The organism is Rubrivivax sp. A210 (assembly GCF_904426505.1).
GTDB lineage: Bacteria > Pseudomonadota > Gammaproteobacteria > Burkholderiales > Burkholderiaceae_C > Rubrivivax.
In genome coordinates this window covers 213,627-225,966 of sequence record NZ_CAJGBN010000023.1, presented here as the reverse complement: position 1 = coordinate 225,966, position 12,340 = coordinate 213,627, and the positions used below count along the sequence as shown (strand labels likewise).

Annotated in this window: 10 protein-coding genes; 2 read left to right on the top strand and 8 right to left on the bottom strand. The window is 73.1% G+C overall.

Features of this window, described 5'->3' with window-relative positions; all coding sequences use genetic code 11:
- Positions 1-23 precede the first annotated feature (23 nt).
- Positions 24-1,559: a glutamate--cysteine ligase gene (gene gshA, locus JMV16_RS14635; RefSeq protein WP_201495021.1), complete on the bottom strand. Its 1,536-nt coding sequence runs from the start codon at positions 1,557-1,559 to the stop codon at positions 24-26.
- A gap of 157 nt (positions 1,560-1,716) precedes the next feature.
- On the opposite strand from gshA, the gene JMV16_RS14630 reads away from it, so the two are divergent.
- Both JMV16_RS14630 and JMV16_RS14625 read left to right on the top strand, forming a co-directional pair.
- A complete protein-coding gene (locus JMV16_RS14630; protein ID WP_201495020.1) occupies positions 1,717-4,059 on the top strand; it encodes a xanthine dehydrogenase family protein molybdopterin-binding subunit in 2,343 nt (780 codons plus the stop codon).
- A gap of 17 nt (positions 4,060-4,076) precedes the next feature.
- Positions 4,077-4,724 carry a Crp/Fnr family transcriptional regulator gene (locus tag JMV16_RS14625; RefSeq protein WP_201495019.1) on the top strand — a complete coding sequence of 216 codons (648 nt, stop codon included), beginning with the start codon at positions 4,077-4,079 and terminating at the stop codon, positions 4,722-4,724.
- Between the two features lie 5 nt (positions 4,725-4,729).
- Here JMV16_RS14625 and JMV16_RS14620 read toward each other — a convergent pair whose 3' ends face one another.
- From JMV16_RS14620 to JMV16_RS14590, 7 genes are all read right to left on the bottom strand, one after another.
- Entirely contained in the window at positions 4,730-5,401 is a 672-nt protein-coding gene (locus tag JMV16_RS14620) for a helix-turn-helix transcriptional regulator (RefSeq protein WP_201495018.1), read from the bottom strand.
- 118 nt (positions 5,402-5,519) lie between these two features.
- Positions 5,520-7,097: an AmpG family muropeptide MFS transporter gene (locus tag JMV16_RS14615; protein WP_201495017.1), complete on the bottom strand. Its 1,578-nt coding sequence runs from the start codon at positions 7,095-7,097 to the stop codon at positions 5,520-5,522.
- Positions 7,098-7,136: 39 nt separating this feature from the next.
- Entirely contained in the window at positions 7,137-7,970 is an 834-nt protein-coding gene (locus JMV16_RS14610) for an anti-sigma factor family protein (RefSeq protein WP_201495016.1), read from the bottom strand.
- 1 nt (position 7,971) lies between these two features.
- Complete coding sequence (locus JMV16_RS14605; protein WP_201495015.1) at positions 7,972-8,502, bottom strand: RNA polymerase sigma factor; 531 nt, start codon at positions 8,500-8,502, stop codon at positions 7,972-7,974.
- Positions 8,503-8,583: 81 nt separating this feature from the next.
- Complete coding sequence (locus JMV16_RS14600; RefSeq protein WP_201495014.1) at positions 8,584-10,107, bottom strand: caspase domain-containing protein; 1,524 nt, start codon at positions 10,105-10,107, stop codon at positions 8,584-8,586.
- Between the two features lie 95 nt (positions 10,108-10,202).
- Entirely contained in the window at positions 10,203-11,729 is a 1,527-nt protein-coding gene (locus JMV16_RS14595; RefSeq protein ID WP_201495013.1) for a caspase family protein, read from the bottom strand.
- Positions 11,726-12,328 (bottom strand): OmpA family protein, encoded by a 603-nt coding sequence (locus tag JMV16_RS14590; RefSeq protein ID WP_201495012.1) that lies wholly within the window; start codon positions 12,326-12,328, stop codon positions 11,726-11,728. The genes JMV16_RS14595 and JMV16_RS14590 overlap by 4 nt, the downstream gene beginning before the upstream one ends.
- Positions 12,329-12,340 lie beyond the last annotated feature (12 nt).

Sequence of the window (12,340 nt, the reverse complement as noted above, 5' to 3'; positions counted from 1 at the left end):
GGCCGTGCCGCGCCGGCGGGGTCTCAGACGGCGAGCTGGTCGGCGTCGAGATAGGCCAGGCGGAAGGTCTCGAAGTCCACCGTGTCGGCGGCCTCGAGCGCGGCGTGGCGTTGCAGCGATTCGCGCGCCATCACCTCGAAGCCGGCCTGCTGGGCCAGGCTCCAGGGCAGGCCCATCAGGTGGTTGCGCGTCTGCTCGGCCTGGGCGCGGATGAAGCCGGTGTAGGACTTGTCGAAGTCGCGTTCAATGGTGGCCAGCGCGCGTGCCGAGGGCAGGGTGGCAGGCTGGTCCAGCGCGGCGCGGGCGGCGGCCAGCGCCGCGGTGTGCTCGTTGCCGCGGCCGGCGGCGTCCAGCGCGGCGGCGATGGGCACGCATTGCTCCAGCAGTTCGGCCGCCCAATCGAGCAGCGGCACCATGGCGCCGTCGCGTTCGAGCTCCAACCCCGGCTCGCGCCCGAAGGCGGCCGTGCGGTGCTGGTTGCGGCCGAGGGCGGCGATCTCTTCCGGCGTGTCGGGCGGGCTCTCGTGCAGCAGGCAGTGCAACAGGAAGACGTCGATGAAGCGCATGGTCGGCGCCGCGATGCCCACCGGCACGAAGGGATCGAGGTCCATGCAGCGCACCTCGACATACTCGACGCCGCGCTCGCGCAGCGCGTGCAGCGGGCGCTCGCCGCTCTTGATGACGCGCTTGGGGCGGATGGTGCCGTAGAACTCGTTCTCGATCTGCAGCAGCGCTGTCGAGAGCTGGTTGTACTCGCCGCCCAGGTTGCGCACGCCGATCTTCTCGTAGGCAGGGTAGGGCTGCGTCATCGCGTCGTGCAGCGAATCGGCGTAGCCGTCCAGGCTGTTGTAGCTGACGGCCAGCTGCGACTGCGCCTCGCTCTGGTAGCCCAGCCGGCCCATGCGCAGGCTGGTGGCGTGGGGCAGGTAGAGCGTGCTGTCGGACAGGCGCTGCAGGCCGTGGTCGCGCCCGGCGACGAAGCTCGGACACAGCGCGGGGCTGGCGCCAAAGAGCGTGAGCAGCACGAAGGCGTGGCGGCGGAAGTTGCGGATGAGGGCGAAGTACTCGTCGTTGGACAGGCCCGGCAGCGACCAGTTGTAGTGGATGCCGCTGATGGTCTGCATGCGGCGGCCGTAGCGGTGGCCCAGGCCCATGCGGTAGACACTCTTGGCGCGGCCGATGTTGCTGCGGCCGTAGCTGCCGATGGGGATGGTCTCGTCGGGCGGCAGGCCGCAGGGCATGCTGCCCACCCACAGGCGTTCGTCGCCGGCTCCGCAGCAGGGGTCGGCGAGCTCGCGCACGACGAACTGGTGGATCTCGGTCAGCTCGTCCAGGCAGGCCTGCACGCTGCCGTGCACGCCGGTGATCAGCTCGAGCTGGCTCTCGCAGTAGTCGGTGGTGATGCGCGGGTGGGTCAGCGGCGAACCCAGCGCCGCCGGGTGGGGCGTGAGCGCCAGCGCGCCGCTGGGCTTGGCGCGCAGGCTTTCCTTCTCGATGCCGCGGCGCATGCCTTGCAGGCGCTCGGGGCTCAGGCGGCGCAGTCGGTCGGCCAGGCTCATACAGGTTCTCTAGGTTCGAAAAGGATGCGAAGGGTAAGCGTTCGGCCGCCATCCTGCCGGCGCGGCTGCAATAGCTTGACACAAGCCGGTGACGGCCGCGTGCCGGCGTTATGCTGCCGCGGTCGCCGCCGCACCGCCCGCGCCGCCGCGCACCCCCATGAAAAGACGTCATTTCGTGCTGGGCCCGCTGGCCGCCGCCTGCGCCCTGGGCCTGGGCTGGACCCTGCTGCCGCCGCGCCGCCGCCTCGTCGGCAGCCGGCCGCTGCCCGCCGTGGCCGGCCAGCGCGCCTTCAACGGCTGGCTGCGCATCGGCAGCGACGACCGCATCACGGTGGTGGTGGCGCGCAGCGAGATGGGCCAGGGCGTACACACCGGCCTGGCCATGGTGCTGGCCGACGAGCTGGACGCCGACTGGTCCCGCGTGCAGGTGGAGCCGGCGCCGGTGGACGCGATCTACAACAACATCGCCACCGTCGTCGATGCCCTGCCCTTCCACCCCGACGACGCCGGCACGCTGAGGCGCGGCCTGGAATGGGTCACGGCCAAGGCGGCGCGTGAGTTCGGGCTGATGATGACCGGCGGCTCGTCCAGCCTGAAGGACTTGTGGCTGCCCATGCGCGAGGCCGGCGCCTCGGCGCGCGCCATGCTGGTGGCCGCGGCGGCGGCACGCTGGGGCGTGGCCCCGGCCGAGATTGGCGTCAAGGCGGGTGTGCTGAGCCATGCCTCGGGCAAGTCGGCGCGCATGGGCGAGCTGGCCGAAGCGGCGGCGCGGTTGCCCATCCCGCCGCGTCCGCGGCTCAAGACGCCGGCCGAGTTCAGCCTGATCGGCCGCGCCGTGCCGCGCATCGAAGCTGCCTCCAAGACCGACGGCAGCGCGCGCTTCGGCATCGACGTGCGCGAACCCGGCATGGTCTACGCGAGCGTGCAGATGTGTCCCACGCTGGGTGGCCGTGTCGCCCGCTTCGACGCCGCGGCGGCGTCGGGCCGCCCCGGCGTGCTGAAGCTGCTGGCGCTGCCGCCGCAGCAGGCCGGCGCCAGCGGCGGCGTGGCGGTCATCGCAGAGCGGCCCTGGCAGGCGCTGGCCGCGGCCAGGGATGTGGCGGTGCAGTGGGAGCATGGTGCCGTGGCCACGCTGTCCAGCGCGGCGCTGATGGACAGCTTTGCCACCGCGCTGGACCGCGACGAGAGCTTCACCTACTTCAGCCGCGGCGATGTGGATGCCGCGCTGGCCGGCGCCGCGCACACGCTCAAGGCCGAGTACCGCGCGCCCTACCTGGCCCACCTGGCGCTGGAGCCCATCAACTGCACCGTGCTCGTGAAGGACGGCGCGGCCACAGTCTGGGCCTCGACCCAGGTGCCCGACATCGCACGCGCCGTCGCCGCACGCGCGCTCGGGCTGGACGAGAGCAAGGTCGAGATGCGCGTGCAGCTGATTGGCGGCGGCTTCGGGCGCCGGCTCGACACCGACTTCGTCGCCCAGGCCGCCCTCATCGCCCAGGCCCTGCCGGGGCGGCCGGTGCAGCTGATCTGGTCGCGCGAGCAGGACACGACGCACGACTTCTACCGCCCGGGCGCGGTGGCGCGCCTGGCCGCCGGGCTCGATGCGCAAGGCCGGCTCGTCGCCTGGAGCCACCAGTCGGCCAGCCAGGCCATCGTGCCGCAGGCGATGGCGCGCTATGCCGCCGGTGTGGCCGGCCTGCCGCAGCTGGCGCAAGGACAGCTGGCGCTCGGGCGGGCCACGCGCGGCCTGGGCTACCTGCCCGGCATGGGCATGGACAAGACCGCGGCCGAGGGCTCGTTCGACCAGCCCTACGAGTTTGCCGCCGCACGGGTGGGCCACACGCTGGTGGAGGCGGCACTGCCGGTGGGCTTCTGGCGCTCGGTCGGCCATTCGCACCAGGCCTTCTTCAAGGAGAGCTTCCTCGACGAGGTGGCGCACGCGGCCGGCCAGGACCCGGTGGCCTTGCGCGCCGGCCTGCTGGGCAAGCACCCGCGACACCTGCGCGTGCTGCAGCGTGCCGCCGAGTTGGCCGGCTGGGGCAAGCCGTTGCAGCCCGCCGCCGATGGCGCGCCCGTGGCGCGCGGTGTGGCGCTGCACCAGAGCTTCGGCTCGGTGGTGGCCGAGGTGGTGGAGGCCTCGCTGGCCGGCGACAGGTCGATCCGCGTGCACCGCGTCGTCGCCGTCATCGATTGCGGCACGCCGGTCAACCCCGGCCTGATCCGCCAGCAGCTCGAAAGCGCGGTGGTCTTCGGGCTCTCGGCCGCGCTCTTTGGCGAGACCACCATCGTGGCGGGCCGCGTGCAGGAGAGCAATTTCCACGACCAGCCGGTGCTGCGCCTGGCGGCCTGCCCCGAGATCGTCACCGACATCATCGCCAGCGACGCCCACCCCGAGGGCGTGGGCGAGCCCGGCGTGCCGCCGCTGGCGCCGGCGCTGGCCAATGCGCTGTTCGCATTGACCGGCCAGAGGTTGCGCAGCCTGCCGCTGCGCCTGTTTTGAAGTTGCAGTCCAAGCCCATGACCCACCCTGCCGACGAAGATGGCCTTGCCCTGCTCTCACCGGCCATGCGCGGCGTCGCCGAGCGCGGCGCCGAGCGCCGCTACCGCCGCGGCGCGCTGCTGATCCAGGAGGGCGACCCCGGCGGCACGCTCTACTTCATCGTGCGCGGTCGCCTGCGTGCCTATGCCGCCAGCGCCGATGGCCAGGAGTTCACCTACGGCATCTACGGCGCCGGCGAGTACATGGGCGAGCTGAGCCTGGACGGCGGCCCGCGCTCGGCCAATGTCATCGTCGAGCAGGCGGCGGTGTGCCGCATCGTGACGAGGCAGACGCTGGAGCAGTGCATCGCCGAGCGCCCCGAGCTGGCCTTCGAGCTGTTGGCCAAGGTGATCCACCGCGCCCGCAACCTCTCGACGCGGGCGCGCGACCTGGCGCTGGGCGATGCCTACAGCCGCCTGGTGCCGCTGCTGCGCGACGCCGCCCTGCCCCAGCCCGACGGCACGCGCTGGATGCCGGTGGCGCTGACCCAGGAGCAGCTGGCGCAGCAGGTGGGCTGCTCGCGCACCATGGTCACCAAGCTGCTGGGCGACCTGGTGCGCGGCGGCTATCTGCGCCAGGACCAGCGCCGCTGGCGCCTGCTGCGGCCGCTGCCGCCGCGCTGGTAAGACGCTTACTGCACCAGCGCCAGCATCGGCGGCAGCGCGGCGACGCGGGCCAGCAGCTCGCGGATGCTGTGGGCGCCGCACTTCTGGCGCAGCTGGCCGATCTGCGTGCGGATGGTCGAGAGCTGCACGCCCTTGGCCAGCGCGATGTCGGTCGGGCGCTGGCCTTCGAGCAGGCCTTCGAGCACTGCGGTCTCGGCGGCCGTGAAGCCGTGCATGCGGGCGAAGTTGTGTACCGCCAGGTCATGGGTGCGGCGCGACTGCGGCAGCGACACCAGGGCCGCGCCGCTGCTGCCGTCTTCACCTGCGCTGGCCAGCGGCAGCACCGCCAGCGTCGCCGCCTGGCTGCCGCTGCCCAGGCTGATCATGCGGCGCAGGCCGCGCTGGATGGCGGCCTGCAGCGCATCCTGCAGCGCGGCGGTGTCAACGGCGGTGCGCGCCACCAGGCGGCCGCATTCGATGCGCAGCGGCGCCAGCTCGTCCAGCGCGGCGTGGGCCTGGCGGTTGGCGTGCAGCACGCGGGCGCCGGCGCTCACCAGCAGCATGCCGTGGCCGACGTGGTCCAGCGACTGTGCCAGCCAGCGCGTCAGCGTCGATTCCTCGACCGCGTGGGGCCGCAGCGTCTCGGTGCGCGCGACCGGGGTGTGGACGGTGGGCAAGGGGAAGTGGGCGGTGATCATGGCGGGGCTCCTGCGGTGGCGGGCCTTCGTCCGGGCCCAGGCTTGCCACGTTAGGGACCGCACCCCGTCCAAGAAAGTCAGAGCCGCGCAGTCGCGCTGTCAATATTGACCAGGGCCTTCAGTCTTCGGCCGCCGTGCCGGGGGGCGGCAGTTCCAAGGCTTGCACGCTGGCGCGCAGTTGCAGCAGCAGCAGCAACGCCGGCACCGCCAGCACGGTGCTGACGACGAAGAAGGTGGGCCAGCCTATGCTTTCGGCCAGCACACCGGCCAGCGGCCCGACCCAGACCCGGCCCACCGCGGCAAAGGCGCTCAGCAGCGCGTACTGCGTGGCCGTGAAGCGGCGGTCGCACAGGCTCATCAAGAAGGCCACGAAGGCGGCCGTGCCCATGCCGCCGCTGAGGTTCTCGAAGGCCACCACCATCAGCAGGCCGCCGTCCACCGGGGTGGCCGCGGCCAGCTTGACGAAGCCCCAGTCGAAGGGCGGCAGCGTGGCGCCGGGCAGCACGCCCTTGCCGGCCACGGCCAGCCACCAGAAGCCCAGATTGCTGGCCATCTGCAGCAGGCCGAAGAGCATCAGCGAGCGCCACAGGCCCAGGCGCAGCATCAGCGTGCCGCCGAGCAGGGCGCCGCCCAGCGTCATCCACAGCCCCAGCACCTTGTTGACGACGCCGACCTCGGCCGAGGTGTAGGCCATGCTCTTGAGCAGAAAGGGCGTCATCAGCGAGCCGGCGAAGGCATCGCCCAGCTTGTAGAGCACGATGAAGAGCAAAAAGGCGCCGGCGCCGCGCTGGCTGAAATAGCCACGCAGGCCGCCCAGCAGGGTCTCGAAGCCGGCGCGGCGCGCCACCCAGGCCGCCAGCGGCAGCGTGAAGGCAATGCCCAGCAGCAGCGCCGCGAGGTCGATCCAGCGCTGCTGCAGCGCCGCCGGCAGCGAGCCGCCGGCCAGCAGCGGCGCCAGCAGGGCCGAGGCCAGCCCGGGGGCCCAGCGGTCGCTGGCCCAGACCCCGGCCGCCACCGCGGCCAGCATGGCGGCAAAGCCGCGCAGGTCGCCGGCGGCGCTGGCCGGCTTCTCGCGAGAGGGCGGCAACGGTGGCAGGGGCGGCAGGATCAGGGCCGAGAGCACGGCCGCGCAGGCCATCAGCACCCCCATCAAGCGGTAGACCTCGGGCCAGGTCCAGCCGCCGCCCTGGGCCGCGTCGGTCCAGATCAGGGCGATGCCGCCCGAGAGGATCATCGCCAGCCGGTAGCCCATCACGCCCAGCGAGGCGCCCAGGCCGCGCTCGGGCGGCGGCAGCAGGTCGGTGCGGTAGGCGTCGATGACCACGTCCTGCGAGGCCGAGAGAAAGGCCACCGCCAGCGCCAGCAGCGCGAAGGCGCGGATGGCGTCGCGCGGCGCGGTGGCAGCCAGGGCCCACAGCGCGGCGGCCAGGGCCAGCTGGCTCAGCACCAGCCAGCCGCGGCGGCGGCCCAGCCAGGGCAGGTCGAAGCGGTCGAGCAGCGGCGCCCACAAAAACTTGAAGGTGTAGGGCAGGCCGACCAGGCTGAGAAAGCCGATGGTGGCCAGGCTCAGGCCCTCGACCGTGAGCCAGGCCTGCAGGGCCTGGCCGGTGAGGGCCAGCGGCAGGCCCGAGGCAAAGCCGAGCAGGGCGACGACGGCGAAGCGGTGCAGCGCCGCCAGGCGCCGGTTCAGCGGCATGCGGCGGATTCTAGGTAGGCCGCTGCGCCAGGCCCGCCCTTAACTTGTCGGCGCCGAGACGGCGGGCGCCGGCGGCGCCGGGGCCGGCGTCGTCTGCTGCTGGTAGATGGCCTCGGCCAGGGCCAGCAGGGTGGCGCGCGGCAGCTTGCCCACCAGGGCGTAGCCGGCGCCTTCCTCGACCCAGTAGAACAGGCCCAGCTCGCCCTGCTGCTCGTAACGGAAGGCGGTTTCGGCGCCCACCTCGGGCTTGCGCAGATAGACCGTGACGCGCTGGCCCTTGCCGTCCTGGTACATGAGCTGGGCGCTCTTGCCGGGGCCGTCGGGCAGCAGGCGCCCACCCACGAGATCCCAGCCCTGGGCGTGCAGGTCAAACAGCTTCACCGGCACCTCGATGCGCCGCGTGAGCCAGCGCGCCAGATGCTCTTCCTGGGCCTTGACCTCGACCGCGTGGCGCGGCTCGATGGTGTAGACGCTGTGCGCCAGCGCCGCGCGCCGCACCCAGCCCTGTGCGGTGCCGGCGGCCAGCCTTACCTGCAGCGAAGCCATTTCCTGCTGCTGCCAGCGCCAGATGCCGGCGCCACCGGCCAGCGCGCCGGCGACCAGCAGGCCGGCCGCGGCGGCGGCCAGGGCCCAGCGCGGCGTGCGCGCAGGGCGCCAGACGGCGTTGTGCAGGCGCGGCGGCACGGGGTCGACGACCGGCGCCGCGAACAGCTCGCGCAGGGCGTCGCGGTCGGCCTCCCAGCGCCGCACGCGGGCGGCGTCGTCGGGATGGGTTTGCAGCCAGGCGTCGACGCGCTGGCGCGCGCCAGCATCGAGCTCGCCGTCGACCCAGGCGCTCAATTCTTCGTCATTGATACGTTCGGTACTGCTCATTTCAAACCACCCGTCGCAGCGCAGGCGCACCGGGGCGCACCTCGCCTTCCAGAAAACGCCGCAGCGTCGCCCGCGCCCGGCACACCCTGGACATCACCGTGCCCACCGGAATGTTCATCACCTCGGCCACCTCGGCGTAGCTCAGCTGCTCCACGCACACCAGCAGCAGCGGCTGGCGCTGCTCGGGCGAGAGCAGGGCGAGCGCGGCCCGCAGGTCCATGCGCAGGCCGACGTCATGGCCGAGGTCGCCGCCGGCCTCGTCCTGCACGCGCTGCAGGTCTTCGGGGTCGGTCACGGTCATGCGCGATTCGCGCCGCAGCGTGTCCATGTGCGCGTTGTGGGCGATGGACAACAGCCACACGCCCATGTCGCGGCGGGGGTCGAACTGGCGCCAGTGCGACAGCGCGCGCTCCAGCGTCTGCTGGGTCAGGTCGTCGGCGACCGCGCTGTCATAGGCCAGCGAACGCGCATAGCGCCGCAGGCGCGGCAGGGCGTCGAGCAGCTGGCTGCGGAAGGCCGGGGGGGCGTCCATAGTGGGGATACGAGTGGGGGTTCTGGCTTATTCCGCCGCGGGACGGGCGGGCCAGGCCATCGTGACACAGTCACGATGCGATCAGTCGCGCTGGGCGAGCTTGCGTGAGACGAGCTGATCGATCGTGTCTTCCAGCACCGTGGCGCCGTCCAGCGAGGTCTGGCGCACCTCGTGGCGCACCAGGGTCATGGTGGCGGGGTCGAACCAGGTCTTGATCTGCAGGCGGCGGCCACCGCCGCGCGGTCCGATGGCCTCGCCGCTGCATTCGACGCGAAAGGCGCGGAAACGGCCGGCCGGCACCGTGACCGCTTCCAGCGCGGTGACGCGGCACTCGTAATAGCTGCGCCCCGGCGGCCGGCCCGGCTGCTTGTTGGTGAAGGCGGTGCGCCAGCGCTTGCCCACCTGCATGTCGGCCGGCGCCACCAGCAGCGCCGGGTCCTTGGCGCCGAAGCGGTTGAGCAGGATGCCGCCCATCTGGTCGAGCACGATCTCGCCGCCGTTCACGAGCACGCGCCCGCCCTCGATGGCCGTGACCTCGGCATGCGGCCTCGTGGTGCCGCCGCCCTGGCGATCCTGGCGCTCCAGCGTCCAGGCGTCGCCGACGCGGTAACGCGCGACGCCGCTGGCCAAGGCCTTGACCGCCAGCACCGGCTGCACCACGGGCCGCGCCAGCTGGTCGAGCCGGAACTGCGCCTGCTCGGCCAGGCGGCCCCCGGGGTGGCGCTGCAGGAAGTCGTACAGATCGGCGGCGCGGCTGCTGTCCTTGACGCGGTCCCACTCGGCCTTCTCGGCGTCGAAATCGGCATCGCGGCGGGCTTCCGGCGCGGCGTCGGCGCGGCGCCCGGTGGCGAAGACGAAATCGTCCTCCAGGCTGGTGCTCTCCCACGGCACCTGGCGGCCCTGGCTGAACTGGCGCACCTGCAGGCGCACGCGCTTGAAGACGTCCTCGATGCGGGCGTCGGCGCGCTGCATCTCGCGCGCCAGGTGGCGGGTGTAGAGGCCGTTGCCGTCGGTGACGCTGCCGTCCTCGGCCAGGTGGCCGGGCGCCGTGGCGTAGGCCAGAAAGCTGCCCGGCGGCGCGTCCACCGGCGCGAGGCCCCGGCCCGAGGCGCTGGCGCCGAAGGGGTTGTCGCGGCAGGCGTCGAGCACGACGATGTTCATGCGGCAGCCGGCGGCGCGGAAGACATCGAGCCCGGCCTGCACGTCCAGCGCCTGGGCCGCGACCTCGGCCGCGCTGCGCGGGCTGGCGTCCACCGGCAGCATGTAGTTGCGCCAGTCGACCTGCAGGCCGTGGCCGGCGTAGTAGAGCAGGCCTGTGCCCTGGCGGCCGGCGAGGCGGCGCCCGGCCTCGGCCAGCGCCTCGAGCATGCGGGTGCGGCTGGCGTCGCGCGCCTCGACGACCTCGAAACCCATGCCGGCGAGCGTGGCCGTCATCAGGCGGGCGTCGTTCACCGGGTTGGCCAGCGGCGCCCCCGCGTAGGCGGCATTGCCGATGACGACGGCCACGCGTGGCGCCTCGGCCTGGGCCCGTGCCGGGCAGACAAAGCTGCCGGCCGCGGCGGCGAGCAGGTGGCGGCGGGAAAGGGACGATGGCAAGGGATTCAAGTCGGGGCGGCCTGGATGCGGCGGAGCCCTGATGCTAGGCCGGCCGGCATCGGCCCTGACCGCCCGCGCCGGCTACCGGGGCGCAGAGGCGCGCATCAGCGCACGGATTCCACCGTCAGCAGCGCGGCGCCGAAGGCGTCGGAACAGCTGGCCGCGCCGGCCTTGCCGCAGCCGGCGCGCGGCGTGCCGTTGGCCAGCACGCCCTGCAGCCGCGCCCGGCCCTGGTCGTCGAGCAGGGTCTTGACGAAGGGCCCGGCCTTCTCGCGCGCAAGACCGCTGAGGTCGCGCGGCGCGTCGCTCACCAGCACCAGCAGGGTCTCGGTGCCGGGCGGGCCGGCGGCCTGGATCTCCCAGCCCTTGCCCGGCAGGGCCAGGCGCTGGCCAGCACGCACGCGGTTGTCGCTCGCCAAATCGTTGGGGTAAAGCAGGTACAGGCTCTGGCCGTCGCTGGCGGCCAGCGCGACGTAGAGAAATCCGTCGCGCGCCGGCGTCACGTCGAGCTGCAGCGCATCGACGCCGATCTTCAGGCGCGGCTGGCGCAGCGTGGCGACGACGCGGCGCTCGCCGTCGCGCTGGCCGTGCAGCTCGGCCAGGATTTGCGCCGGCGTGGCGCGCCGGGCCGGGGCTGTACTGGGAGCGGCGGCGGGCGCGAAGTCGGCACCCATCCAGGCCGGCACGAAGCCGGCATTGCCGGCGATGGCCAGGTGCTGGCCGCTGATGCCGGGCTGACCGGCCAGCGCCCGCGTCACCCGGGCCTGGGCGCACTGCGTGACCTCGTCGACCGTGATGGCGCCGCTGCCGTCCAGGTCTTGCGCCTGGCCGAGCAGGCAGTCGCGCCACTGGCTGGTGGCAAAGCCGCCGCGCGTGCTGCTGTCGAAGCTCAGCTCGTCGGGCCGGCTGGCGGCGATGTGAACCACGTTCTCGGGCAGGGCCTGCTGCTGGCGCAGCACGGCGGCCAGGCTGCGCGAGCGGTAGTTGCTGGGCTGGGCGCAGGCGTCGGCCGCACCCGCACGCGTGAACTTGGGCGTGAACTTGGGTGTGATGGTGTCGTCGCCGCCGAGCAGGCTGCGCGTGCGCGGCGGCACGCCGGCCAGGCCGCCCGAGAAGCAGGCGTCGTAGAAGACCAGCATCTTGTCGGCGCGGCGCGCCAACGGGGCCAGGCGCTGGCCGATCTCGACATTCGTCAGCGCCTGACCGTCGGCGGCCAGCAAGCCTTCAATGCAGCCCTGGTCGCCGGCCTTGCCGTCGACCTGGGCCTCGGCCCAGCGCGTGCCGTGGCCCGAGTAGTAGACGAAGACGCGGTCGCCGTCGGCGACGCGGGCGTCCAGCGCGGCGATCTCGGCGCGGATGCGCTCGGCGGTGGCGGCGCCGTCGCGCAGCACGGTGGTGTTGGCCTCGGGCACGGCCATCGCCGCGGCCATGCGGCGGGCGCTGGCGATGTCGTGGCGCATGCCGCGCAGCTCAGGCACGTTGGGGTCGGCGTATTCGCCGATGCCGATGATCAGTGCGTGGCGGGTCTGGCGCTCGGCCGGCGGCGTGGTCTGCGCCAGCGCCAGCGCCGGCGCGGCCAGCAGCGCGGCGCAGAGCGCTGCAATCGTCACGAGTCCAGGCTGCGGTTTCATTCCAGCGTCACCACGCGCACGCGGCGGTTCTCGGACGCGGCCGGATCGAAGGGATTGGCCGGCTCGCTGGCGCCCTTGCCGACGGCTCTCAGCCGCGCCGGGTGTACGCCCAGCGCGATGAGGTACAGGCGCACCTCGTCGGCGCGCTGCTGCGACAGTGCCTGGTTGGCCTGGGCACCACCGCGTGCATCGGTGTGGCCCTCGATGGCGAAGCGCACGCCCTTCAACTCGGGCGACTGCATCGCGGCCACCAGGTTGCCGAGCACGCGGCCGCTTTCGGGGCGCACCTGGGCCGAGTTGTTCTCGAACTGGATGGCCAGCGAAAGGCTGGGCGGCGGGCCGGCCGGTGCGGTCAGGGCAGCTGGCGGTGGCGCCGCGTTGGCCGCGGCCTGCATCGGCGCCGCGGCAGGTGCCGAGGCGGCCGAGGCCGACGCCGGCTCGGCCTCGGCCTTCTGTCTTACCACCAGGTTGCGCAGCCCCCGCGTGGCCGCAGGCTTGAGCGCCTCGATCATCGTGGGCGTGTCGGGCGCGGCCGTCTGCGCCGGGGCCGCCAGCGGCGCCAGCGCCAGCATCAGCATGAGGGTTCTGCGGGTCTGCACGTTGTCTCCCTG